The organism is Paenibacillus sp. PAMC21692 (assembly GCF_014303795.1).
Classification (GTDB): Bacteria; Bacillota; Bacilli; order Paenibacillales; family Paenibacillaceae; genus Pristimantibacillus; species Pristimantibacillus agaridevorans.
On record NZ_CP060293.1, the window covers coordinates 2,318,720 to 2,344,621 of the forward strand.

Consider the following 25,902-nt stretch of genomic DNA (forward strand, 5'->3'; position numbering starts at 1 on the left):
GTTTGAGCAGGAGAAAACGATGGCTGTTGCTCTACATTCCGGCTTTCATTTTGGCGATGTATCTCTTCTTGCATTTTGAGAACAACGCGATCGAAATATCGACGCACCGAATCGCATCGGAGAAGCTGCCGCAAGGGTTCGACAATTATCGAATCGTCCAGCTCTCCGATCTGCAGAGCAAAATGTTCGGAAGGGACCAGCGTCCTCTTCTCAAGAAAGTGGAGAAGCTAAAGCCGGATCTGATCGTGGTCACCGGAGATCTCGTTGACTCGCATCATTATGACGGGGAAGCGAGTTACGCAATGATGGAAGGAATCGTGCGTATTGCGCCGGTCTACATGGTGGTAGGCAATCACGAATATTCGGCGGCCGAGTATCCGGAGCTCGAGGAGCGTCTGATCAAGCTGGGCGTGCGCGTGCTTCGCAATGAACATGATATTATCCCGCTTGGAGACGGCTTTTTGCGACTGGTCGGCGTCGATGATCCGCTGTTTAACCGGGAAGGCGACGGGAGCGCGGACAAGCTGAATATGCATCTGGCGGAAGCGATGGAAGGCATCGAACATCCGGAGTCGTATACGATTCTTCTCTCTCACCGGCCTGAGCTGTTCGACGTATATGCCGAGCAAGGACTGGATTTGACCTTCGCCGGACATGCGCATGGCGGTCAATTTCGTATTCCGTTCGTGGGAGGAGTCTATTCCCCCGAGCAAGGCTTCTGGCCGAAGCTGTCGGAGGGAAAACACGACAAGAACGGCTCATCGCTCATTGTCAGCAGGGGCCTTGGCAACAGCGTCATCCCTCAACGGTTATTTAACCGGCCTGAGATGATTTCGGTGGATCTGGTTCGTGGTGGAGGAACATCGTAGAACATGTCTTGCATGCTTACAAAAAGGCGATTGTTCCTAATGGATGAGCCAATGCGCTGCTCGGCCCGATCGCGTACAATAGGGTATGGATCATGACGAAATCGAAGGATGAGAGACCATGCCCTGCTACCACGGGAAAGTTGTCATAGTCAGAAACGAAGGCACGATTATTTTCGGACATATATGGGAGAATTCCCCGAGCTCGACCTCCGTTACGACAACGGGCCCCGGCGAGAGCACGGTGGAGGAAGAGGCGCTGGAAAGCGCCGAAAGCAGCTCCGTCAGGCGGGGCCGCGGATTCGTGCGCAAAGCCCGAAAGCGCAAGAGGCGGTAATTATAATTTTATTGAATTAAAGCGATAAATCCGTACAGACCCGTTCCGGGTCTATTTTTTGTGCGCTTGTCAATATTCGAATTGTCTTTTAGAATAATAGAATTAATCGCGTCAGAGGGGGACGACGGATGAAATTGCTGGGGATCCAAAGCAGGCTATTCGTCAGCTATATTTCTTTAATTCTGGTCATAGCTCTCATTCTTGGCGGCGTTTTTTATTTGTTCGTGTCCTCGTATATCCAAAACAAGGTTTTGTCTACTTACAAGCAGCTCGTGACTTCCGCCTCCTCCCAGTACGATATCGTCGTCTCCGACATGGATGTGCTCGCCAAAGATACGATCGTCAGCCGCATTCCATATGCGGATGAGATGAACCTCCCGCCCCTCGCCAATCCCATATTGTATTTAAATGATTTCTTTTTTCTCGACAGAACTGTTGCCGAAGGAATCGCCTTCGAAAATCCGGAGCTCGGAAAGACGGAGCTGATCACGGGTATCATCAATGCGGTAAACGGGTTGAATTATCGCGCGACCGAAGTGCTGCTTTACGATATGAACGACATTATGTATTCGGCTCCCTTTAACATTGCGGAAGAAATGATTCGGGAGCGCCGCGACTTGCTTGCCTCCGCTCCCTGGTTTCGCGAGCTTATATCGGAATACGGGAATACGCATCTGCTCGGACCATACCGGACGAACTGGTACGGAAGCAAGCCGGGGCACGTGTTTTCCTGGTTTCGAACGTTTCGATTTACATCTGATCCCGAGCGGAGAGGCGTCATCGAAATTCAGCAGGACTACGAGAAGATCGTAAAGATCGTAGAATCATCGTTCGGTTCCTACGCGAATCGTGTACATATTTATGGGTCTGAGGGGGAGCTCGTTTATCCCGTCGAAGCTGCCGTCTCCGAGAGGCTGCACCCGGAACGGCTGGCTTCCTATGCGCCGCAAGCGGACAGGGCTTTCCTGACGGAACGGAACGAGTCGGAGGATTCTGGCCGACAAGCGCTAATTGCCATGAGGTCCGGCTATACGGGCTGGACGATCGCGCTGTCGATGGATTACGAAGTTCTATATGCCGAGCTTTACGCGTTTCGCAACAATATCGCTACCGTCAGCGCGTTGATGCTCATTTTTGCTTTTTTGCTGTCTTATTTCGTTTCCAAGAGCATTACTCGCCCTTTAAAACTGTTGCACGGCGCAGTTCGCAAAAGAGGGAGGGGCTTGAATCTCAATCCTTTGACGGAGAAGCAGGAGAAGAAAATCGCATCCTCCGCGGAGGAAATTTCGCAAGTATATTCGGCGTTTAAGGATACGTACTCGAGGCTGGAGGAGTCGATGAACGACACTATAGAAGCGAGAACGAGAGAAGCGGAGGCTTACATGGCGGCGCTTCAGGCGCAGATCAATCCCCATTTCCTGCACAACACGCTGGCGGTTATCGCCGCGGCGAGCGAGGAAGGGGATATCGAGAAAACGGCGCGGATGTGCTATCAGCTTTCCGATATGCTGTATTACGCCTCGACCCAAAGCGAAACGATGTCGACGCTCCAGCACGAGCTCGACTATTCGATGGATTACTTGTCTCTCATGAAAATGAGGTTTGAGGAAAAATTGATTTACGATATCGATATCCCGGAAACGCTTCTGTCAATGCCGCTTCCGAAGCTTGTGCTTCAGCCTCTGATCGAAAATTGCTTCAATCACGGGTTCAAGCTCAGCAAACCGCCTTGGACTGTGCGGATTTCGGCGTTCGAAAGCAATGCCGGCTGGGAGATATCCGTCGCCGACAACGGGATCGGGATCGAAGACGGCAAGCTGGCCTCCATTTACTCGCGGCTGATTCCCGCATCTTCGCCGCAGGACGGCCGAATCGCGGACCCGGCAGCGGGAGGAATCGGCTTAATCGGCTCTATTCGCCGGTTGACGCTGCTTAACAAGGCCGGGTTCTCGTTCGAGCTTGGCCGAAACGAAGCTGGGGGATTTACCGTCAGGTTGAAGTTTTTAAAACAATAAACGGGGAGGTCAAGACATGGTTTGCAGAATTGTCGTTGCGGAAGACGAACCGCCGATCTTGCGCGATCTGATTCAGAAAATCGAAGGCATGGGGTCGGGCTTTCGCGTCGTCGGCCAAGCCTGGGACGGGGAAGAAGCGCTCGAGCGCGTCAGAACTCTTCGGCCGGATGTGCTGCTCACGGATATCCATATGCCGATGCGAAGCGGCCTTTCCTTGATTGAAGCGGTCAAAGCCGAGTTTCAGGGCATTGTTTGCGTGATTCTGAGCGGATATCGCGAGTTCGACTTCGCGCAGCGCGCACTGCAGCTCGGCGTTGACGATTATCTGGTGAAGCCGGTTACGCCCGAAGCGTTCGAGAGAGCCATAAGAGCCGCCAAAGCGAAGGCGGACGAGCGGTATGACCGCGACATGAACACGGCCTTAAACGCTTTTATCCGCCGCAGCCGCGTTGCCGCCGAGTACGATTCGGAGTCCCGCCGCATTGGTTTGCTGTACGTCGTGATCAACCACCCTTTCCGCAACCATCCCGAAGGATCGAGGTCGCGGGAATTTATGACGGAGGCATGGTCGAATCGCGGATTGGGTCCAATATTGGACGAGTTAAGAGAAATACCGGAGGAACCGGCGTGGATCATCGAAGGAAACTTCAATAACGAGATCATCATTGCGTTCGATGAGTCGGGTAATGATCCCCAGCGGATGATAAACGTTTGGAATCGCCTTTCGGCCTCTGCCATCGACCGCTCCTGGTACGCAACGGGAGCGGCTGGAGGCTCCGAGTTGAACGCCGAGGCATTGTCCGCGGAAATCGACCGCTTGCGGGCGATTTCGCGAGAAGGAGCCGTCATGGGACAAAGCCGGCTATTTAAACATCAGGAGCCGCAGGCTCATTCAGGATGGACGACGGCGGACGAGAAATCGATCGCCTTGCTCTGTCATAACGGTCAGACGCCGCAGCTTCTCGCTGCAGTCGACCGATTGTTGGAGCGCTGGACGTCGGACCGTGTGCCGAACGTAACTCTCGAACGCGATCTCGTCGGTTTGCTGACGCTCGTCGGGCGCAGCGCCAACCATATTGAGCTTTCGCAAAGCCGCAACGCCGAGCGTCTTGTGGAGGATTTGCTTTCGGATTGCGGAGAACCCGATCGGCTTAGACGGGTGATCGCCTCGACGATCGAAGAAGCGGTGGATGCAAACCCGGAACCGACGAGAACGGATTACGAAGAGGTTGTAAACCTCGTCTGCAGGTATATGGAAACACATTATCCAAATAAGTTGACATTGCGCGAGTTGGCGCAGCAATTCGGACTGAGCGAGTCCCACTTGTGTAAACTTTTCAAGAAATACAAGGACGAATCTCCGATTGAATATTTGCTTAAGGTTCGCATTGAGCAATCGAAAAAGCTCATTGTGGAAAACCCTTCGTTTAAGTTCAAGGAAATCGCAGAATTGGTCGGATTCGCCGATCAATACTACTACAGCCGCGTTTTTCGCAGCCAGACGGGCTGCACCCCTTCCGAATACCGGGCAATTTCAGCAAAATAATACAAACCCCCGAACAACATCATCCATTTTGTTGAGCGCTTTCATCCATTATCATTTAGATGCAAGGGCAGTACGACTTAAATTTCGGGGGGAAAGAAGAATGAGGAAATCCAGAAAGATCGCGGTTACATTAAACGTCTTGCTGGCGGTCATGCTGTTATTGTCCGCGTGCGCAAATTCAAAGAACGACGGCAAAGCGGCTTCGACCGCACCGGGCGCATCGGAATCCAGCCAACCAGCCGGCGAAAAACCGCCAGCCGATCCGGTCACGCTGACGATGCTGATCAACAAGGATTGGTACACGGAGTCGTTTCAAGCCGCACTCAGTCGTTACGAGGAGAAAACGGGCAACAAGCTCGACGTTCAAGTCACGCCGGGCGGACAGCCTTTCTCCGACGCTCTGGCCGGCAAGATGGCAGCCAATGAAATTCCCGACATTGTCGCTTACTACGGTACGGAAAGCCAGTTGAAAAGCATTCAGGCGGACCAAAATTTCCTCGACATTTCCGGGGAACCGTACATTTCGAAAATCAGCCCGGCCATCGCCGATGTTCCCGTTTATTTGAAGGTAGGGGGCGTACAATATGGCATTCCGGCGGCGGCGGTCAACGTGACGGGCGTCATCTACAACAAAAAAGTGTTCGCCGCCAACGGCATCGAAGTGCCGACGACATGGGAAGCGTTTATCGCAGCTGCAGAAAAGCTGAAAGCGGCAAACGTGACGCCGATTTATGAGGCATTGAAGGACGGTTGGCCGACGTTGTTGTTCCACTATTCCCTGGTCGCAAATATCGTCCAGAAAGACAATCCCGGGATTATCGATCAAATTAATGGCGGCAGTTACGATTTCACGACGGACCCGGCTTTCCGGCAAGTGCTCGAAAAGTTGAAGGAAGTTGCGGACAAGGGGTTATACAACAAAGATGCCGGGTCGGCAACCTATGACAGCCAAATCGCGGCGCTTGCGAACGGCACGGCGGGCATGATTCTGCAAGCCGACTGGGCGATTCCTGTCTTGATCGAGAAGTTTCCGGAAGCGGGAAAAGATATCGGCATGTTCCCACTGCCGATCAACGACGATCCGTATCTCGCGTTTTCCGATCCTTGGGCGCTATATCTAAATAAAAACTCAAAACAGCTTGATGCGGCAAAAGGGTTCTTCGAATTTTTTACAAGCGACGAAAATTTGAACGCCTACTACGGACAAATGAAAGGTATGCCGTCCTTCGTCGGCATCAATACCGAGCTGAACCCTGGCACAGCCGAAGTCGCGAACTTGATGGAGGAAGGTAAAGCGAAGCCGTTCTACCACGGCATTCTGGCACCCGGCATCTCGGTCGACTTTGATCGCGCGTCGATTGTACTGAAAGGGAAATCGATTGACAAGGTGCTCGAAGAGACGCAAAAAGGTTATCTGAAGAGCGGAAAAGACGCAAAGCTGCCGGGCTTCTAAGAGAAATGCTCATACCGAAGGGAAGGGTCGAAAGCTTGCTCCTTCCCTTCTTTTAATTCATACATCAGAAGGTGAAGTGAAATGAGAAACAAATACTATTCGCTCTACTTGGTTTTACCACAAGCATTGATTTATGCCGTCCTGTTTTTAGTTCCGGCCGCCGTGGGGATGGGGGCGGCGTTTACCGACTGGCATGCGCTCAACGACAATGGCATTCACTTTGTCGGATTCGAGCATATCCGATACTCGTTGTTCGACGATCCGCAGACCGCTCTCGCTTTTCGCAACACGGTCATCTACGCCTTCATGGTTATGGTGCTGCAAAATATCGTCGGTTTGGGCCTGGCTTTGCTTATGAACATGGCATTTAAAACGAGCGGCTACATTCGCAGCGCCTTCTTCTCGCCCGTCATTTTTTCTTCTCTTATCATCTCGTACACGTTTTCCGCGATTTTGTATCCGAACGGCCCTTTCGATCAGCTTCTTACGGCGCTTGGGCTCGGGGACCAAATCATGGGATGGCTGACGGACAAGGATATTAACATATTCGTCATCAGTTCCATCCATGGCTGGTGGTGGATGGGTTTCTCGGCGACGATCTTTCTCGCGGGCCTGAAGCTTATACCGTCCGAGCTAAACGAAGCCTCGAAAATCGACGGAGCGACGGCGTTTCAAAATTTTCGCAACATCACCTTCCCGCTCATCGGACCGGCCATTACGGTCAACATGATTTCGGCCTTCATCGGAACGATGAAAGCTTTCGATCTGCCGTATCTCATGGCCGGCAGCGGAGGCACGAACGCTCCGACTGTCATGGGACTCGTCGTACTCCATATGAGCTCCGGCCAGCGGGCTTACGGCACGGCGATCAACCTGATTCTTGTCGTCAGCATCCTGCTTCTCGCGATCCCGATGATTTACTACTTCAAGCGGCGGGAGGTCGATTTGTGATGCGGACCAAAAAAAACAAACTCAAACTCGGCGCTCTGGAATTGTTCACTTTGCTGCTGACGCTGGTCGTGCTCATTCCGTTCTACTTCGCTGTCCAGATTTCGTTGAAATCACCTGTCGAAGCAGCTCAATTGAATTTCGCGCTGCCCGAACGGCTACATTTCGAAAACTATACTGAAGTGTTAAAAACGTCAAATTTCAAGACCGGTTTGTATAACAGCATCTATTTCGCCGCGTTCGCCATCGTTGTCCAGATGCTGCTGTCTTCTGCGACCTCGTTCATTCTGGCGCGACGACAGGATAGGATCAGCCGGCTTTTATATGGCTTTTTTCTTTTCGGTCTCATTCCCGGCGGTTTTCTAATTCCGACCGTGCTTGTCATGGATTATTTGCAACTGTACGGAACAAGACTCGGCTTCATTCTGCTTGGTGCGGCGGGCGGTACTTCCCTGCTTGTGTTTTTGATCACAGGTTTTATCCGGTCGATTCCGAAAGAAATCGACGAGTCGGCGATGATGGAGGGCTGCGGCGTTTTCCGCCTATTGCTCGTAATCATCATGCCGCAGTTGAAGCCGATTCTGGTTACCGGCGCGATTCTGACGTTTATGGGTACATGGAATGATTTCATCGGCCCGTTTATATGGCTGCCGAAATCGTCTCAGCAGACGCTGCCAATGACGGTCTATCAATTCAATTCGATATACGGCACGCAATGGGAGCTGCTGTTTGCGGTATTGGTCGTCTGTGCGATGCCTGTGCTGCTTTTCTACTTGTTCGCCCAGCGATATTTGATCGAAGGCATGACGGCAGGGGCGGTGAAAGGATAATTCATTAATTCATTTACGCACGTCCGGAGAGGAGGTGAAGAGAAGCTTCATTGTTTACAAGGCCAAATCTTTCGAAATGAGGAGCGATGTTCAGTGAAAAACCGGGAAGAGATGAACCGGATTTTGATCAAGCTGGTGGCCGCCATCCTGGTACTCGGCGGATTATTAGTGACGATGGACAGAAACGAAGTCGTCGCCGCGACTTCGGGCGACGCCTATGTGAACTATGACAGTGTCACGGGTACTTGGACGATGGGTACGGGGACGATCGAGAAGAAGGTGCAACTGAGCGGAGGAAACTTCAGAATGACTCGTCTGTACAACAAACTTACTTCGCGCGAAATGCTTCAAAGCGGCCAGACCGGCACCGAATTCCGCATAACGGTGTCCGGCACGAGCTACCACGGCAACGGCGGGGGATGGACGCTGGTAAGCGAGTCTTCGGCTGTGGGGGATCAGGGGTCGGTCACCCAGGACATTACGATCCGCAACAGCGTGCTCGACGTGACGCTGCATTACATCATATGGCCGAGCACCGGCGTCATCGAGCAATATACGGAATTCAAAAACCGTACAGGCAGCGGCTATACGATCTCCGATCCGGAATTACTGTCTACGAATGTCATGTCCGCCGATATCGCGTCCGGAGACACGAAGTTCTACTATTTTACCGGCGGCAATAACAAGACGACATCTCTTCGATTGCAAACCGATACGCCTTCGAGCGGCTGGATCAGGGAACTGCAATCCGTGCATTACGGCGCGGAAGACTATTTGCAGGAAGTCGTGTACCGGCGTACGGCCCACGACGACGGAGTTCTGCTCGGCTGGAGTTACGGGAGCAACTGGTTTTCGAGGTTTAGCGGCAATGGCACAGTGCAAGTTGACGCATACGGCGCGAACGGAACGACGCTGGCCGCCGGCGCCACGCTAAGGCTTCCGCTCACCCACGTCATGGTATACAAGGGAGATCTGGATGACGCGGGCAACGCGTTAAAAGATTTCCAATACCGTTACAAATGGGATTTGACTAAAGACAAGTGGGTGGGTGCCGTCAAGCCTTTTATATGGAGCGCGGGCACCAAATTCGATCACGCCAATATGTTTAGATTTACTGAGTATTTCCGTTACGTCGGAGCGGATATGTGGCATATCGACGACCATTGGTACGACCGTGCGGGCGATTGGAATAATATTACGACGACGAATTTCGGGCAATTGAACAAGCTGGCAAAGAAGAATGAAATGGACTTGATGGTATGGATGCCCATTTGGAATGCGAATGCAAGCTCGGCTGTATTGACGGCCAATCCAACATGGGATACCGCAGGTACGGTTTCGGATTGCAGCATTGCGAACAATATGCAAAACGAGCTCATAATGTCCAATTCGGCGGTAAATAGCTGGATGCTGAATAAGTTGAATTCCAAACGCGCGGAGTGGGGAGACTGGATCTGGCGGCAAGATTTTGGCGGGGGCTCCTTTGACGGCGCCGGCGTAAATCAAATCAATGCGAGCCTTAATTATTTTAAACTGATGAAAGACTTCAAAACGGCAAATCCGAATTCGGGCATCAATGTCAACAACTGCGGCGGTCGTCAAATGTCGGTGGAAGCGTTCCGCTACGCGGACATCGTTCAGACGACGGACAGCGCGAATGGGCATTATTCGATTTATACGCCTTCATATTTGTATGCGCCCGATAAGTATTGGGGAGATCTGGATGCGGGGACTAATCTGAGTTGGTCCGCGAGCCAAGTCACCTTAAGGGCATTGTTGGGCAGCGCATGGCAATGGAACGCGGACGGAACGCCTACTCCAGCACAATTGGAAGCTTTCCGGAAAAACGCGGACATCTACCATTTCATGAAATCGATCGGGTTGGCCGGACGCTGGTCAAAAATGTACCATCCGGACAAGGTTACCAACGACGATAAAACGTATTATGTCCAGCGGATGAACAACGACAACACCAAAGGCGTCATTATTCCTCTGCACAGCCATTTCAACGCCAATTTTGTCACTGTATATCCTAAAGGTTTGCAGCCGACTTTGAATTATACGGTCCGCTTCCACAATTCGGGCTTTCAGGTTTCGAATACGGGAGCCTATTGGATGGCCAACGGCATAGGCGCGCAAGATTGGGGCGGAGATCTCGTTTGGCTTAACGTCACCAACTATCCGGGCGCGGGAACCGATTCGACGAATCCAACAGCGCCATCCGCCGCTGCCAAAACGCTCGAGACTCAAATGAACCGCGGAGGCGTTGCGCTGACATGGACGGCCGGCGCCGACAACAATTGGGTGTCCCATTACGAAATTTACAAAAACGGCGTATACAGCACGAAGGTCGCCAAAGGCAATTATGTCTTTCTCGCGGGAGCTTCGTTATCCGATTCGTATACAATAAGAACGGTTGACGGAGACGACAACAAGTCCGCGTTCACGACGGCGGCGACTTCGGGAGACAATGCGGCGAACTCGTTCGGCAATGTGCAGGGAGCCGGAAATTGGTCTTATAAGCAGACGAGCGATCTCGTCACCTACACGAATCTTACCTGGAACGCGGCAAACGGCTATTGGAAAGGAACCGGCTATTCGATCCTGTCCCGTTACTGGAACCATCCCGATACGACGGTGAAATCGGCTCGGACATGGACCGCTCCTACAACGGGCACGGTGACCGTATTCGGGCATATCGCGAAAGGCTATGAGGGACAAGGAGGCAACGGCATCCAGGCGAAAATCATGAAGAACGGCACGCAAATTTGGCCGACATCGGGTTGGCAAACGATCGGGGCTACGAACACGGTCGGAATCGATTACGAATTGTCGGTATCCGTGACGGCCGGAGACAATCTTTACTTCGTGCTCGACTCGATCGGCAACACCCAATTCGACAATACCGAATGGAGCGCGACAGTCAAATACTGAGCAAGGCGGAGTACAAGAACCACACAGTGTCTAGTAGCGCCGATCCGCTTTGGGGGACCGACATCCCGCTACAAAAAAAGGGACCCGCTGCAACGGGCAGCGGGCCAAAGTAATTTATATTTTAAAAAGGGGGTCGAGTTCTATTATAGGCTCTTAACATTAAAGATGGATGAAAGAAATATTTCAATTGCGTTACAAATTACTGGCTTACATTTCCAAATGAAATGGAATGGCGGATAGCCGTAAGAATCATCAAACTTTTGGATGGTGTGCCTCCTTCTTCAAGCTTAAATTGTAGATACGATTGAAAGGGCTTCGATATTTTAGCGGCTTACAATCGATTCCAGCAATAGAGGGAGGCTGCATCGTAATGATAATAAATGAAATGCGGCAAAAAAGCCGGAGCCCACATGCGTTGCTCTTGCGGACCGCGACTGCTTTAAAGATGTTAAAAGTTACCGGACGCCTCGCCTCGTATACATAAGTCTGCGAATCCGCCGAAAAGAATGTTATTACGTACGACCGACGACGTGCTCGTTTAACTGGACTCCCGGGATTGAGTCTGAAAAATCATACACAATCCGCGAATTTGCAGGCAACGAGCAGACGTGTATGAAAAATCATACACAATCCACCGAATGTGCGGGCAACGAGGCAGATGTGTATGAAAAATCATACACAACTCGCCGAATATGCAGGCAACGAGGCAGACGTGTATGAAAAATCATACACAATCCACCGAATATGCAGACAACGAGGCAGACGTGTATGAAAAATCATACACGTCTGCCTCGTTCAACTGGTATCCAGCGTTAATACAGTTTAAGAGTACGCACGCCGCAAAAAGAAAAACCTTCCTGCCGGAAGGTTCATTCGAAATTGGAATTTGTAGTTGAAACGCGTGTCTCGTGTGATGCCTTTATTAAGTTTCGGACCTTTCGACGTATGATTTGAAATTGTCCATAAACGCCTGCCAGCCAGCTTGCTGCATGTCTATAGGGTTGGTGTCCTCGGCGTCGAAAACCTCGACAACCTTCGTGCTGTCCCCTTGCCCAGTGAACGTAATCGCGACTTTCCGTCCGTCGCCAAGTGTGTACGCGATAAATTCGTATTCCCTCACTTCATCATAAACACCGGCGAAATCGAATCCGAAGCTGCCGTCCTTGGCTTCCATCCTCGTGAGGAATTTGCCTCCAGCCTGCAAGTCGTTTTCTGCGTTAGGCGCATGCCATTCGTCGGACGCGAACGACCACTGCGTAATGTGCTGAGGCTCCGTCCAATACTTCCACACTTGCTGAACAGGCGCGTGAACCTCGACTTCTACGGTAATACTAGCTTTCTTGCCAGTTTCCATGAGTATGACCTGCCTCTCCATCCCAAATAGGATCCTTTAAGCGCGTGGATGCTTCATCCACCGACTTAAGGCTTGTCCCGACGAAAGTTGCCTGCTTCACAAGTGATAGGAACAATAATAAGATAATGGATGACCATTATGATGTCAACCTTCCGCGTGAGCCCATATAGGAGTGATACTGCCGATAGGGCCGAAAAGCGCCGCTTAGGGGCAAGGTGAACCGGCTGTCGCCGTTTTTTGGCGGTGCAGTTAAATGTATGCCTAAAGCGGTGATTTCTCGCGAAGGGACTTCCATAAGGCAAGCTGTTCTTCCAGTTGCTCCACCACGGCGTCTACCTCGTGCGTAAACAGCACTTGACCCTCTCCGTCGGATTCGACCACCAGCTTGGCGATGGAACGTAAGAGCTCCGTCTGACGGGGAAGCTCTTGCTGCAGCTTGCGCAGCAAGTCGGACACGTTGACGTTTTTACTCGCCGCCACAGCTCCAGCCTCTTGCGAAGATGAACCGTCAGCCGGCCTTCCGGTGCCGTCGAAAGCAGATGGGCTTAACGGTTCGCCAGCGGCGCCACTAGCCGCCTGTGACGTCGTGTAGCCAGTCAATGCTGCCCCGGAAGCCGATGCCTCAGTTGTCGCATTCGATGCTGCCCCGGACACCGACGCACCAGATGTCGCATTCGATGCGTTTCCAGTCGCCGATCCCTTACGATTTTGTTCGTCAGCCTTCGCTTCCTCAGCCGCTTTCTTGTTCTTCCGGTTCTGCTCGTACACCGACCAGGTCTCGATCAAGCCGCTGCCCGTTTTGAGCAGCAGCTTCTCTTTGGTGTTGTCGGAGATTGTTTTGTCCTTGAACAGCTTGGCGATCTTCTTTACGTCGCTGACGGGAAGCTCGTCCCGCGCTGCGATGAGCGCCAGAGGATCCCGATGCTCCATGGACAGATCCTTAAGCGGCAGCAGTTGATCCTCCGTCAGCTTATCCTTGCGAATCTCCGTCCCGCTGACGATCAGCTTCTGGACAGCCTTGCTGAACTTCAACAGCTCGCACTTGTTCTTAATGTAGCTCTCCGGCTTGCCGAGCTTGGCGGAGAGAAATTTGAGCGAGCTGCGGAACCGTCCATCGTTCATCAGCTTGTCGAACGCGATAGCCTCCTCGATAGGGGAGAATCCCTCTCTCGTCAAGTTCTCCGCGATCTGCTCCAGATAAATTTCCATCTCGTCCGATGTGGTAGAGACGATACACGGGATCGTCTTCCGTCCCAGCATCTCGGTAGCCTTGTACCGGCGGTTGCCATATATGATACGGTATCGTCCGCCCTCCATCGTCCGAACCTTGATGGGGGAGAGCAGCCCCAATTCCTCGATGCTCTTCATGAGCTCCTCCAGCGCCTCCTCGTCGAACTGATAGCGTGGCTGATCCTTATCCTCTTCGATGAGCGACAAGGGAATTTCGATAATGTCCATGAGTTCTCTCCTTCATCCAGGCAGCATAATTTATTCCTTCTAGATTACTGATACTTCTATTATAACTGAGCGCTGATACGAATCAATGAAAGTCCGCGATATACGAGGTTGTTTCATCTCTGCGTCCTGAGGTTAATAGTAATCAAGCTAGCGAATGACAATTTCAAAAGGAGTGATTCCTATGTTAGGCTGGGCACTATTGTTCTTCATTTTTGCAGTAGCAGCAGGCATCTTCGGATTTATGGGGATTGCCTCCGCGATGGCGGGCATAGCCAAAATCTTATTCGTCGTATTCCTGGTTCTATTCATTGCTTCTCTTATTCTCGGCAGAAGGCGAGTCTAACTGACGGGGGCGGAAGCTGCGACAGAACGGAACGGAGACAAAGAACATCACCTGCAGGCATCAAATAGCTGCAATCTATAAGTGAGAGTTCAAAAAGTTCGGTTTTCAGCACCGAGAAAATTGGATGAAGGTAGAAACTGAGTAGCGGAGCGTAGTGGAAGCTACGTGAGCAACGGAAGTTTCGCCTGAATGCAAGATTCGATGTCGAGTAGGTTTCGTGGCTTGCTTCGTGATCAAAAGCGGACTTTTTGAACAACCGCTATAAACGAACCGTAAATGGAGGGAATTCATATGACAACGATCAACACGCAACTGACGAAGGTTCACACGGTAATGACGAGGGAAGAAGTACAGGAGCAGGTGGAACGGTTCCGCCGGGAAGGTTATGAGGAGGATCGGATTTTCGTTCTGACGCATGACAAGACGAGAACGAAGCGAATCGCAGAGCGGACGGATGCCGAAGAGATCGGCATCATGGATCAAGGAATCGGGACCGCGATCGGCAATATCTTTCGCAGCACGGGAGACGAGCTCAGAGCCAAGATGAGGTCGCTCGGCGTGGCCAAGGCGGAGGCGGAACGTCTCGAGGTCGAGATGGATCGTGACAAAATCGTTGTCATCGCTTGGGGCGGTCGCGAATACGAAAACGATGATTATGACCGCGAAGTTTACTTTCACCCCTATATGATGTACAACAGCTATAATAACCAACCGCCATTGAAATAGGTTGCAATAGCCTGCCCGCGGGGGTAGGCTATTGTCATGGGCATTTATGCGACTCTAGCAAGCATTAATGGGAGGAACAGCACGTGAGCATTATAATCGTAGACGACAATATAACCAACCAAATGATTATTCGCGCTATTCTGACCAAGGCCGGATATACCGATACTCGCATCGCCTCTTCAGCAAGAGAGCTGTATGACCTGCTTGGTTTGGAGGACGACTCCGCTCCGGAGGAGCCCGTCGATCTCATTCTGATGGACATGATGATGCCGGAAATTGATGGGCTTGAGGCTTGCAGACGCATTCAGGCAGGAGAGAAGTACAGGGATGTGCCGATTATTTTCGTTACCGCGGTCGGTGATTCCAATAAGCTTGCGGAGGCGCTCGATGCGGGAGCGTCCGATTATGTGATGAAGCCGATCAACAAGCTGGAGCTGTTGGCCCGGATGCGGTCCGCCTTGAGGCTCAAGCATGAGAAGGATTGGCATAAGGAGCGCGACAAGCGGATCCAATACGAGCTGGAGCTCTCCAAGCAGGTACAGAGAAGCGTTCTTAGCGGACCAATCCGCAATAGGAGCATCGAGATCGAAGCGGCTTACCGTCCCTCTTCGGAGCTCGCCGGCGATTATTATGCCTGGTTCCGGATGGATGCCAGCAGGTACGGCGTTATTCTGCTGGATATGATGGGACATGGCATTTCTTCTTCGCTGGTCTGCATGTTTATTTCGTCTGTGCTGCGCGATATGATCATGCGCGTTAACGATCCCGTAGAGGTGATGCAGGAGCTCAATCGCTACATGGGAGGGCTCTATCGATCGGATGAACTGATTAACTATTACTTTACGGCTATTTTTGTCGTGGTCGACACGGATTCGAGAAGTATGGAATATGTGAATGCCGGTCATCCGGCAGGTGTAATACTCTCTGGCGGCGAAGTGGTATATATGGAGCCTACCGGACCTGCCGTCGGTTTGTTCGATAATCTTGCTATTCGGAAGGTGAAATTGGCTTATGAGCCGGGTACGGATCTATTTCTGTATACGGACGGATTGTTGGATGCGCTTGAAGTTAGCGACTGCGGCATGCGGGAGCTGGCCGAATCCATGAGCTCGAAGAAAAGCATGGAGCTTAATCCCGAGGAACTCGTCGAGTCGCTGCTGGCCGAGCATGGCGGGGATAAGCAACGTGACGATATCTGTCTGGTACGTGCCGTCCTGCACTAAACTTTCCTTGCGAAAATAATTCCGACCTGCTGTTTCAAACCCTTCGGAATGGTTTATACCTTATGTATAGACTCTAGCAAAGTGTTTGATTGCAGGGAGGGTTTACGAATGAAAGTATTCCTTTTTGTAGCATTGATAGTAAGCGGAATGTTATCGACTGGCGGAGAAAGCCAATATCATACAGGATTCGAACCGGTGGCCGTCTCGCCGGATCACGTCGGGGCGGGTCGAACGGCGCCTCCCGAAGTAACTGAGCCTCGCGAATGGCCAAGCGGAGAAGCGGCCTATTATCCGGAGGAGGAATCTTCCGTTGTGCAGACCGTCGAACAGGACGAGGCTGCATTGGGCGCCGATGAAGGTATTCTGCTTCGAAGCGTTCAGGAGCTTACGTTGTACGACGACCGCGCGGCGGTCATAGGCAAGCTGGGCGAGCCGCGCGGCGTAACGCAGGATGAAGTCTACAGCGATCTTGTTATTATGGAGTATGAAGATCTGCGCGTTGTTTTCTCCGGCGAATACATCCAGGCTATTGACATTCCCGGCGATGTCAAGGAGATTTTGCTGGACGATGTTACTGTTCCCATGACGGTTGCCGATCTTAAGGCCGTATTAGGCGAACCCGACTATATTGCGGAAGACGGAATCGTCTTCCAGCGAGACGAAGCGCTGCTTAAGCTGTTCCTGGATGAAGAGACAGGGGAGCTTGCATATATCAGCTATTATCATTTGGCAACAGTCTAATCCCTCTATTATTTTTAAGAAAGCGAAGTGAACTCATGATGAAGTTGGAACCATTCAAGATTAGAACCGAAGAGCAGGGCAGCGAATACGTCATGTATCTGGAGGGGGAACTCGATCTTGCTGCCGTGCCGCAACTGCAATGCGCGCTTGAGCATGTGTTGAAACGCAAAGATATTGCGCTTGTTTTGAATCTAAGAAATTTGACGTATATCGACAGCACGGGTATCGGCGTTATCGTATCTATTTTGAAGACACGGGATGGATTGCGAGCACCGTTCTACGTACAGGAGATACCGGCCAAAGTGAAACGTTTGTTCGACTTGACGGGTATTTCGGGATATATAAAGGAAGGAGCCGGAGCGTAAGAGATGAAAGCTGTTCAATTGCACATACCGGCTCATGCGGATCAAATCGACTTGGTCAGAATTTGTTTGTACGGCATCGCCAGCAAGCTTGGTTTCGAATACGAAGATATCGAGGACATGAAGGTGGCCGTATCGGAGGCCTGCAGCAACGCTGTTCTGCATGGAGGACATTCCGGGGAAGGCATGATCGAGGTCACCTTTCACCACGATGACCAAGCCCTTGTTATCCAGGTGCACAACGATGGTTCGCCATTCGTGCTGGAAGGAGCTGGGCTGTCATCCACTCCTCTGGGCGGAGCAGCAGTATCAGAGCTCCAGGCCGGTGGGCTTGGCATCTATTTGATGGAGGCGCTGATGGACAAAGTGGAGGTATTTCCCACGTCAGAAGGCACCGATGTATGGTTAACCAAATATCGCCAATGAGAAAAACTTCTGTCGAAGTCGTTCGGGGGTGCGGGATTCGGTTTTCGAATGCTCGAGGCTTATATATTCGATTGTGTTAAAAAAGAGGCGCTCAAACCAGTTGAGGCCTCTTTTTGCGTGCTTATATAGGATCACCGCTTTTGCGGAAGATCCGCTGCTCGGGGTTAAACTCCGTAAAGCCGTTACGATGGGGGGCCAGCAGCGATTCCTTGCTGCCAAGAACGAGGAATCCATCCGGCGCCAGGCTTTCGTTAAGTATGCCGTGAACGCGAGACTGCAGCGCAGGGTTGAAATAGATCAACACATTTCTGCATAGAATGACTTGGAATTCATTGAACGAGCCGTCCGTAACCAGATTATGCTGCGCGAACACCATATGATTTTTGAGCGTGGGAAGGAAGCGCGCGTAGGCATGATCGGTTGTATAATAAGCCGAGAACTCCCGTGATCCGCCTGCCTGCAGATAATTTTTGGTATAGGCCTGCATGCGCTTAAGCGGAAATCGTCCTTCCTTGGAGAGGGCGATTGCAGCTCTGCTCATATCCGTCGCATAGATCATCGTACGTTCCAGCAGCCCCTCTTCCTCCAGTAAAATGGCCATAGAGTATACTTCTTCTCCGGTCGCGCAGCCGGCGTTCCATATTCGCAGTCGGTCATACTGGCGGAGCAGGGGCACCACTTCCGAGCGGAACGTCTGGAAGAATGCCGGGTCTCGAAACATCTCCGTCACCTTGATGGAGAAGTCCTCCAGCAAACGTTCCATGCAGCCTTCTTCGTGCAAGATACGATCCTGCAGCGAGGATATCGTCAAAGCGCCTTCCAGATGCATGCGATGGCGAATCCTTCGGCGAAGCGATGAGCGCAAGTAGTTGCGGAAGTCGAAGCCGCGCATACGATGAATGGCTTCAAGCAACAGATCAATCTCCAATTCCTCGAGCTCCGTAATGGCTATGTCGTCGTCGGCATCCCCTGCCGCGACTTCTTCGTATGCGGCGAAATCATCTGATCGCCTGCCCATTCTGGCGTAATCGAAACTTTCGAACTCCGGCATTAATGTCCCACCTGCTTTGTCAGCCAAACCCTCATCAGCGAGAACAGCTGCTCCATGTGGATGGGTTTGCTGATATAATCCGAGGCACCTGCTTGCAGACAGCTTTCCTGGTCGCTCTTCATCGCTTTGGCCGTGAGCGCAATGATCGGTTTGTCTTGCATGGTTTCATCCGCGCGCAGCGCGCGAGTCGTCTCGAAGCCGTCCATGATCGGCATCATAATGTCCATAAGAACCAGATCGAAGTTGGAGTCGCTTGCTACGATGTCCAAACACTCTCGTCCATTGCGTGCGATAACGACTTCCAGCCCTTTGTTCTTGAGCGCTTTATCAATCGCAAAAATATTGCGTTCGTCGTCCTCCACCAGCAAAACTCGCTTGCCCAGGAACAAGGCGGTTTCTTCGGAACCGTCCTTTCCAGAGCTTGCGGCGGCAGGTGCGTTCTTTATGGAATCCGATTGCGAAATCGGAGGAGAAGCGGCTGCCGTCGCGTTATCGTCGACGTTTACGTCCTCGAACTGACGTCCCGGAGCAGAATAGGAAGCCGACGCTTGCATGGACGCCTGCTCCAGCTCGATTGCGGCGCAATGAGTCGCCGGCAAGTACAGGGTGAAGGAGCTTCCCTTATGAAGCTCGCTCTCCACGACGATGCATCCGCCTAGCAGATTGGCAAGCTCGTTGCAGATGGAGAGTCCCAGGCCGGTTCCGCCATACACGCGATTTGTGTTGCCGTCTAATTGCTGGAACGCTCCGAAGATCAGATCTTGTTTGTCTCTAGGTATGCCTATGCCGGTATCGACGACGGAGAAAGCAAGCAGCTCCTCCGGGGCGCTGCCGGGCATCTTATCCGCCACAACAGCTGGATCTGCCTGATGGAGCTTTAACGTGACGGTACCGGACTCGGTAAATTTGAACGCGTTGGACAACAGGTTTTTCAGAATTTGCTGGAGGCGTTGACCATCCGTGCGGACAACGCTCGGAATATCGTGCTGCAGCTCGATGCGGAACGTAATGCCTTTCTTGTCCGCTACCGGGTCGAACAGCATCCTCATCATTTCCGGGATTTCGGTTACATTGACGTCATCCATGACGAGAGCGATTTTGCCAGCCTCGATCTTGGACAAATCCAGAATATCATTAATGAGAGAGAGCAGGTCATTCCCGGACGAATGGATGACGCGGGCATAACCTTCCTCTTCTTCCGTAAGCAGCTTGTTCTCGTTCTCGTAGAGCATCTGGGACAGGATCAGGATGCTGTTAAGCGGCGTTCGAAGCTCATGCGACATATTGGCAAGGAAGTTGGATTTGTACTGCGCGCTCTGTTTGAGCTTTTCGGCGTAAGCTTCCAATTCGGTTTTGGCATGCTCCAGCTCCCTGGTTTTCTGTGCGGCAAAGAGGTTCTGCTCCTCCAGATGCTCTGTCGTCATTCGCATCTCTTCCTGCTGCATCTGCAATTCCTCGGATTGCGCCTGCAACTCCTCGGTCTGTGTCTGCAGCTCCTCCGTGAGAGCTTGAGACTCGCTCAGCAGGCGCTCTACTTCCATACGGCCCGTTACATTGTCGATGGTGACGCCGAAGTAGTCCTCGATGCTCTCGAGCAGCTTCAGATGCTGGGCAGTAAACGGCTCAAGCGATGCGAACTCGACAACGGCTACGACTTTTCCCTCGTATTCGATGGGCACAATAAGCAGATTGCGAGGATTAAGCTCGGTCGTCCCGGATTGAATGCCGGCTTTGTAATCGTCGGGCGCGCTCAGCAGGTACGTTCTTTTATCCATCGCGCATTGGCCGATGAGACCTTCGCCGAACCGGAAGCTTGCCCTGGCCTCTGCATCGCCGGATTCCGCATAAGCCGCCAGCTTGTTCATGCGAGGCTCCGACCCCTTGGCGCCACGGATGTAGAAGACTCCGTAAGGTGCGCCGACCATGGGAGCCACGCGGCTTAGGAATGATCGCCCAAGCTCCTCCAGATTGTTCATGCCTTGCGTCATCGTGGCAATCTCCGCGACCCGGGTTGTAATCCAGGATTGCGCCTCCAGACTGACAAGAAGGGCATTTGTAGCCTCGGCAAGCTCCTTGATCTCGTCGTTCGTCTTCACATGTATTCGCTTCGAAAGATCTCCCTTTGCAACGGATATCCCTGTAATTGTAGAGGAAACCTGCCGTATCGTCTTGACGATGGAGCTCGAGACAAAGGATACGATGAGCAACGAAACAATGACGACCGCGAATAGCAGAATATACAGGCTCAGAGTGACGATGCGATTGCGGCTTTCGAGCTGTAGAATATAGGATTTGGTTTCGTCGATATGGGACAAGCGCATGTCCTCCAGTTGAGTCCGGAGCTTGTCGATATCGGCTTTGCCGGGATCGTTCTGAAAAAACGTTTGGATTCCGTCTGTGTCGTTATTCGCCCTCATGGCGATTGTCGGTTCGCCGGTGGTGTTAATCCAATTCTGAATCGTCAGCTTGACCGCTTCCAGTTCCTTGAGCGCGCTTGCGTTATTGTCAAGCAAGGCCGCAAGACTCGTATGGTTGGCTTCCCATTGGGACTTGCCTTCTTGATAGGGCAATAGATAGGATTGTCTGCCCGTAATAAGGTAGCCGCGCTGGCTGGTCTCCATGCTGACTACGTTGTAACGAATATTCGTTATAAAATTTTGGATCTCCAAGTCTCGGGTAATAATCTGCTCCATCTCATTGTGCAAAGTATTGATTCGTTCCGATACGACGGCGATCGTAATTCCGAGACAACAAATGATAAGCAAATAACCAATCGCGATCTTCATGCGAATGGTGTAATTCATATTCTTAAACATAGGGCAGTGGTCCTCTCATTATAGGTTCCGTCCTAAATTAACGATTTAATGTATAAACAACCTCTATAAACAGCCTCTCATAAACTATTAACCATTATAGCATGTATCGTCCCATTACCCAATTCGGAGGCGGCTTCTTCCAGCTGTTTCAAGAGACTTTCGGCGGGGTAAGAACGGATAGAGCGTCATAAACCATGAATTGAGGTGACCTTAATGAATATTCTAATCGGCATTTGTTTGGTCGTGATCACAGTATCTCTCATCATATTGGTCTTAGCGGTGACGAGGACGGTCAAACAAGCGGAGACGTTTATTGCGGAGACCAAGCGGACCGTTAACGAGCTTCGGACGGAAGTGCTGCAGATGAGCAGCGAGGCCAGGGAGGTTGTACAGAATACGAATGCGGTAACGGTCGACGCAAGGCGCAAGCTTAAGGATCTCGATGGATTGTTTCATACTGTCAGCGACATCGGAGAAGCGGCGCATGCACTGACGACGGCCGCGAAGCATGCGGCGGCAGGCGTGCTTGAGAAGACGACCGCTAAGACGGAACAAGCAACGCGCGCCGGCATCTCCGATACTGCGAGAATGGGGCATGAGTCTGCGGGAGCAGGCAATAGCGGAGCCCAGATTAGAAAGACGGCGGCTGCCATTGCAGAGATGGTGGCATCGTCGGTTAAGATCTGGAGCAGAATGAAAGCCAACTGAGTTATACTAGATGAAGACGGAGAGGAACGTGTATATGATGAGCCATTCGCCAATCAAGCTGCGCATACCCGCGGAAGCCGACTATCTGGATATTGTCCGCGCTGCCTTGTATGCCATTGCCGCCAAAGCGGGATTCCCTTATGAGGATATTGAAGATATGAAGGTTGCGGTGACAGAAGCCTGCTCTAATGCCATCCTCCATGCCTATAAGGGAAATGATGACAGAGGCGAGGTCGACGTAGAGTTTATGTGCCTTGAGGATGGTCTGACCATGACCGTAAGAGATTACGGCGGCGCCCGCGAAGAACGGCCCGAACCGATAAGAACGACCGGGCTGCAAGGCACCCCTATCAGTGATGCGCCGATCGGCGGCCTGGGTTTGTTCATGATGAGGGCGTTGATGGATGAAGTCAAGGTCCGGGTGAATAACGGTACGGAGGTTGTACTCACCAAGCGCATGAGCAGAAATGAGGAGATGGTATGAATTCAAGTTCCTCTGAGCTGACTCCGCAGCAAACGATGCAGCTTCTGGAGCAGTATCAAGAGACGAGCTGTAACGATACCGCGACGGCGCTCCTCCGACATTACGAGCCAATCGTTCGGATGGCGGCGGGCAAGCTGTCGAGGAGCAGGCCGGATTTGTACGAGGATATGTATCAGGTTGGCCAGATGTCTATGTTGCGGCTCTTCGCGCAGTATAATGCAGACCGTGAAATTCCGTTCGAAGCATACGCGATGAAGAGCGTAGTCGGACATCTCAAAAATTATTTGCGGGACAAGTCCTGGTATATTCAGGTGCCGAGGCGCCTTAAGGAGAAGGGTTTGCTGCTCGGACGCGCGATCGACGACTTATCCGTGCAGCTTGGCCGTTCGCCGAATGTAGATGAAATTGCGAATTATCTGGAGCTGTCGGTTGAAGAAACCATAGAGGTGATGACCTCCAGAGAATCGTACCAATATGTATCGCTTGACACGCCATTGTCCTCCGAGGGAGAAAGCGCTGCTACGATCGGCGACATGATCAGCACCAATAACGACGAGATGCTGACGCTGGATGGTCGTCTGGATCTCCAGGAAGCCTTCGGCAAGCTCAAGGATGAAGAAGCCAAGGTGTTGACCCTGGTCTACTCCAGCGGGCTGTCGCAGCGCGAAATCGCAGCCAAACTGGGTATCTCCCAGATGAGCGTGTCCCGCATACAGCGCCGCGCGATCGGCAAGCTTCGCGAGCTTCTGGGCGATGATTACGGCGAAAGCGCGGAGGCTCTGGAAGAGCGGGATGACTAAGCATTCCGCGTTTTCCTTGCGTTCTGCTGCAAATTGCCTTTATGCTGTTAATAAACGCCGCCAAGCATCATTGGGGGCGGATTAACTGCATGAAGGCATTTTTTGGGAACCTAGGAAAGGAGGAAACCATCTTTGCGTCTGATCATAGAGAATATCGACAAGCAATTCGGCGACAAACAGGTTCTGCGGTCCGCAAGCTTCAGCTTTGACAGCGGTAAGATATACGGACTTCTGGGCCGTAACGGAGCGGGAAAAACAACGCTGTTCGACTGTCTAAGCGGAGAGAAGGGAATGGATGGCGGACAGGTGCTGCTGGAAGAGGACGGCCGTACGCGGAATATAACCGAACAAGATGTGGGATACGTCTATTCGCTGCCTATTCTGCCGGAATTTCTGACCGGGTTTGAGTTTGTTAAATTTTTTATGGATATCAATAAGGACAAGCTGCAAACGGAATTGACGATCGATGGCTGCTTCGAAATGATGAGCATGACGGAGGAGGAACGGCATCGGCTGATCAAGGGGTATTCGCACGGCATGAAAAACAAGCTCCAGATGCTGTTGTTCCTCATCACGAAGCCTCCGATTATTTTGCTGGACGAACCGCTGACCTCCTTCGACGTCATTGTGGCTCTCGAGATGAAGCGAATGCTGAAGGAGCTCAAGAAGGATCATATTCTCATCTTCTCGACCCATATTCTGCAACTGGCCTCCGATCTGTGCGACGAGTTGGTTGTCTTGCATAAGGGAGAATTGTCCGCAGTGCCGTCCGAACTGCTTCATAGCGAGGAATTTGAGCAATCCGTCATTAATCTGTTGAAGGATGATGAGCATGCTGAGAATGTTTAGTACGCTGCTGGCGATTCGCACATCCATCGCTGCCAACCTGCTTATCTTCTACATTCAGAAGCTCCCGGTCATGGACAAGCTCATCAAAAACACGATTTACGCTAATTTCGAGCTTAAAAAAATCATTTCCGTCGCCGGGCTCCTGCTTACATGGATATGGGGTTTCCTGCTCCGATTTATGTATCTTGGACTTTTGATTTATCTGCCTGTCGTGAGTATAGGAGAAGATTTGACGAAGGCGGAGCAACTTAGTCAGTTTATACATACTTTTACCATCATCAGCTTTGTGATAGCGGCTGTCAGCAGTGCGACCATCCTGGAGCCCAAGCGCGAGAAATACATCGCGGTTAAGCTGATGAGATTGTCTCCAGCACGCTATATGAAAACTACGTTGGCCTACCGTTATACGACCTTTGGCATCTATTTGCTGCCTGCCATGCTATTATTCGCGGGACTTTTGGGTGCCGCCATTTTGGAAGCCGTTATGTTGACGGTGCTGCTTGCGCTTTGGCGTATAGTAAGCGAATATTTGCATCTCAAGCTTTTTGAACGGACCGGCGTGGTATTGATTAAACAAACAGCGATTGTTTGGAGCGTTATTTTGGTTGGATATGCCGGTGCGTATGCGCCGCTGCTGCTTGGTGCGGCTCCCATAACGGATAACGTCCTTCTTAATCTGCCGCTGTATATCGCGATCCCATTGGGAGGGGTGTTCGCTGCTTTCCAACTGGCTCGTTATACGGGATATAGAGAAGTCGTTGATGCCGCCACTAAGCGAGACGACCCGCTGCTTAATATGGGCCGTATGATGGCGGATGCGCAGAAGAAAAGCGTGGAGACGAAGCAAAGCGATTATGACGCCGTGCTTGTCGGGAAAGGCAGGCTGATCCAAAAGGAAGGCCATGCATACCTTAACGAATTGTTTTTCATGAGGCATCGCAGCTTGATACGCGGACCGGTTAACAAGCGACTCGCCATTATAGGAGTAATCGGAGTAGTCGGAGTCGTATTTATGCTTCTATTCCGCGGACAACTGCAGGAACAGCAATGGAATGCGGGTACCGTCATTCCTTTCCTGGTTCTGACCATGTACTTCCTGTCTGTCGGCGATAGTATATGCAAGGCCATGTTCTACAATTGCGATCTCAGTCTGATGAGGTACAGCTTCTACCGGAGCTCGGCCTATGATCACTTTCAAATCCGGCTGGGCTTCATGGTCAAAAATAATCTGCTTATTGCCGCAACTCTCGGATTAGCGCTTACGGCCGTCACAGCTGCAACCGGGCACGGGTGGCTCCAACTGGAGCTGCTTATGGTATGGGCTTGCGTCATCTCTCTGGCGATTTTCTATTCCGTTCACCACTTGTTTATGTATTACTACCTCCAGCCGTATTCGACGGAGCTGAATGTCAAAAATCCGCTGTTTTTTGCGGTAAACATGCTTATTTCATTTGCGAGCGGTTTTAGTATCATTTGGCGCGGTCCTTCTTCTGCGTTTACGATTGCGATTGTCAGCGTGACGCTGCTGTACCTGATGGCCGCTTTGATGCTGGTGCGGAAGCACGGGGCAAGAACGTTCCGGGTCAAATAAAATCGGACATGCGGGCGCAGGGCCACGCGACAATCTGTCGC

At 51.7% G+C, this 25,902-nt stretch carries 23 protein-coding genes; 19 read left to right on the plus strand and 4 right to left on the minus strand.

The features are described 5' to 3' along the window. Positions 1-2 precede the first annotated feature (2 nt). The 8 genes from H7F31_RS09235 (at position 3) to H7F31_RS09270 (ending at position 10,929) form a co-directional block, all read left to right on the plus strand. A complete protein-coding gene (locus tag H7F31_RS09235; RefSeq protein WP_187103909.1) occupies positions 3-869 on the plus strand; it encodes a metallophosphoesterase in 867 nt (288 codons plus the stop codon). 118 nt (positions 870-987) lie between these two features. Continuing rightward, positions 988-1,203 carry a hypothetical protein gene (locus H7F31_RS09240; protein ID WP_187103910.1) on the plus strand — a complete coding sequence of 72 codons (216 nt, stop codon included), beginning with the start codon at positions 988-990 and terminating at the stop codon, positions 1,201-1,203. 128 nt (positions 1,204-1,331) lie between these two features. Further along, a complete protein-coding gene (locus H7F31_RS09245; RefSeq protein ID WP_187103911.1) occupies positions 1,332-3,218 on the plus strand; it encodes a sensor histidine kinase in 1,887 nt (628 codons plus the stop codon). 16 nt (positions 3,219-3,234) lie between these two features. Further along, positions 3,235-4,764 carry an AraC family transcriptional regulator gene (locus H7F31_RS09250; RefSeq protein WP_187103912.1) on the plus strand — a complete coding sequence of 510 codons (1,530 nt, stop codon included), beginning with the start codon at positions 3,235-3,237 and terminating at the stop codon, positions 4,762-4,764. 100 nt (positions 4,765-4,864) lie between these two features. Beyond that, complete coding sequence (locus tag H7F31_RS09255) at positions 4,865-6,217, plus strand: ABC transporter substrate-binding protein (protein ID WP_187103913.1); 1,353 nt, start codon at positions 4,865-4,867, stop codon at positions 6,215-6,217. Between the two features lie 81 nt (positions 6,218-6,298). Beyond that, positions 6,299-7,168, plus strand: a complete 870-nt coding sequence (locus tag H7F31_RS09260) for a carbohydrate ABC transporter permease (RefSeq protein WP_187103914.1) — start codon at positions 6,299-6,301, stop codon at positions 7,166-7,168. Beyond that, positions 7,168-7,995: a carbohydrate ABC transporter permease gene (locus H7F31_RS09265; RefSeq protein ID WP_261800491.1), complete on the plus strand. Its 828-nt coding sequence runs from the start codon at positions 7,168-7,170 to the stop codon at positions 7,993-7,995. Before H7F31_RS09260 ends, H7F31_RS09265 begins: the two co-directional genes overlap by 1 nt. A gap of 93 nt (positions 7,996-8,088) precedes the next feature. Next, a complete protein-coding gene (locus H7F31_RS09270) occupies positions 8,089-10,929 on the plus strand; it encodes a hypothetical protein (protein WP_187103916.1) in 2,841 nt (946 codons plus the stop codon). A 922-nt stretch (positions 10,930-11,851) separates the two neighbouring features. On the opposite strand, the gene H7F31_RS09275 is transcribed toward H7F31_RS09270, so the two are convergent. Beyond that, a complete protein-coding gene (locus H7F31_RS09275; RefSeq protein WP_187103917.1) occupies positions 11,852-12,283 on the minus strand; it encodes an SRPBCC family protein in 432 nt (143 codons plus the stop codon). A 261-nt stretch (positions 12,284-12,544) separates the two neighbouring features. Further along, on the minus strand, positions 12,545-13,741 hold the full coding sequence (locus H7F31_RS09280) for a ParB/RepB/Spo0J family partition protein (protein WP_187103918.1): 1,197 nt from the start codon (positions 13,739-13,741) through the stop codon (positions 12,545-12,547). A 181-nt stretch (positions 13,742-13,922) separates the two neighbouring features. Between H7F31_RS09280 and H7F31_RS09285 the strand changes: the two genes are divergently transcribed. From H7F31_RS09285 to H7F31_RS09310, 6 genes are all read left to right on the plus strand, one after another. Continuing rightward, complete coding sequence (locus H7F31_RS09285; protein ID WP_087569682.1) at positions 13,923-14,084, plus strand: DUF1328 domain-containing protein; 162 nt, start codon at positions 13,923-13,925, stop codon at positions 14,082-14,084. Between the two features lie 291 nt (positions 14,085-14,375). Then, the gene (locus H7F31_RS09290) at positions 14,376-14,810 is read left to right on the plus strand and encodes a YflT domain-containing protein (protein ID WP_187103919.1); all 435 of its coding nucleotides are present in this window, start codon (positions 14,376-14,378) and stop codon (positions 14,808-14,810) included. An 83-nt stretch (positions 14,811-14,893) separates the two neighbouring features. After that, positions 14,894-16,033 carry a PP2C family protein-serine/threonine phosphatase gene (locus H7F31_RS09295; RefSeq protein WP_187103920.1) on the plus strand — a complete coding sequence of 380 codons (1,140 nt, stop codon included), beginning with the start codon at positions 14,894-14,896 and terminating at the stop codon, positions 16,031-16,033. Positions 16,034-16,141: 108 nt separating this feature from the next. Continuing rightward, on the plus strand, positions 16,142-16,774 hold the full coding sequence (locus H7F31_RS09300; protein ID WP_187103921.1) for a hypothetical protein: 633 nt from the start codon (positions 16,142-16,144) through the stop codon (positions 16,772-16,774). Between the two features lie 35 nt (positions 16,775-16,809). Further along, the gene (locus H7F31_RS09305; protein ID WP_246608490.1) at positions 16,810-17,139 is read left to right on the plus strand and encodes an STAS domain-containing protein; all 330 of its coding nucleotides are present in this window, start codon (positions 16,810-16,812) and stop codon (positions 17,137-17,139) included. A 3-nt stretch (positions 17,140-17,142) separates the two neighbouring features. Continuing rightward, positions 17,143-17,562: an ATP-binding protein gene (locus H7F31_RS09310; protein ID WP_187103922.1), complete on the plus strand. Its 420-nt coding sequence runs from the start codon at positions 17,143-17,145 to the stop codon at positions 17,560-17,562. A 121-nt stretch (positions 17,563-17,683) separates the two neighbouring features. Here the strand turns inward: H7F31_RS09310 and H7F31_RS09315 are convergent, their stop codons facing one another. Together H7F31_RS09315 and H7F31_RS09320 are read right to left on the minus strand one after the other, a co-directional pair. Next, complete coding sequence (locus tag H7F31_RS09315; RefSeq protein ID WP_187105279.1) at positions 17,684-18,580, minus strand: CheR family methyltransferase; 897 nt, start codon at positions 18,578-18,580, stop codon at positions 17,684-17,686. Between the two features lie 32 nt (positions 18,581-18,612). After that, the gene (locus tag H7F31_RS09320; protein WP_187103923.1) at positions 18,613-21,429 is read right to left on the minus strand and encodes an ATP-binding protein; all 2,817 of its coding nucleotides are present in this window, start codon (positions 21,427-21,429) and stop codon (positions 18,613-18,615) included. Between the two features lie 213 nt (positions 21,430-21,642). Here H7F31_RS09320 and H7F31_RS09325 point away from each other — a divergent pair, with 213 nt between their 5' ends. The 5 genes from H7F31_RS09325 to H7F31_RS09345 all read left to right on the plus strand — a co-directional run bounded on the left by H7F31_RS09325 (position 21,643) and on the right by H7F31_RS09345 (position 25,861). Continuing rightward, on the plus strand, positions 21,643-22,137 hold the full coding sequence (locus H7F31_RS09325) for a DUF948 domain-containing protein (RefSeq protein ID WP_187103924.1): 495 nt from the start codon (positions 21,643-21,645) through the stop codon (positions 22,135-22,137). Positions 22,138-22,147: 10 nt separating this feature from the next. Continuing rightward, on the plus strand, positions 22,148-22,621 hold the full coding sequence (locus tag H7F31_RS09330) for an ATP-binding protein (protein ID WP_261800363.1): 474 nt from the start codon (positions 22,148-22,150) through the stop codon (positions 22,619-22,621). Further along, positions 22,618-23,421: a sigma-70 family RNA polymerase sigma factor gene (locus H7F31_RS09335; RefSeq protein WP_187103925.1), complete on the plus strand. Its 804-nt coding sequence runs from the start codon at positions 22,618-22,620 to the stop codon at positions 23,419-23,421. Before H7F31_RS09330 ends, H7F31_RS09335 begins: the two co-directional genes overlap by 4 nt. Before the next feature lie 132 nt (positions 23,422-23,553). After that, positions 23,554-24,270, plus strand: coding sequence for an ABC transporter ATP-binding protein (locus tag H7F31_RS09340; protein ID WP_187103926.1), 717 nt, complete (start codon positions 23,554-23,556; stop codon positions 24,268-24,270). Further along, positions 24,254-25,861 carry a hypothetical protein gene (locus H7F31_RS09345; RefSeq protein WP_187103927.1) on the plus strand — a complete coding sequence of 536 codons (1,608 nt, stop codon included), beginning with the start codon at positions 24,254-24,256 and terminating at the stop codon, positions 25,859-25,861. The genes H7F31_RS09340 and H7F31_RS09345 overlap by 17 nt, the downstream gene beginning before the upstream one ends. Positions 25,862-25,902: the final 41 nt, after the last annotated feature.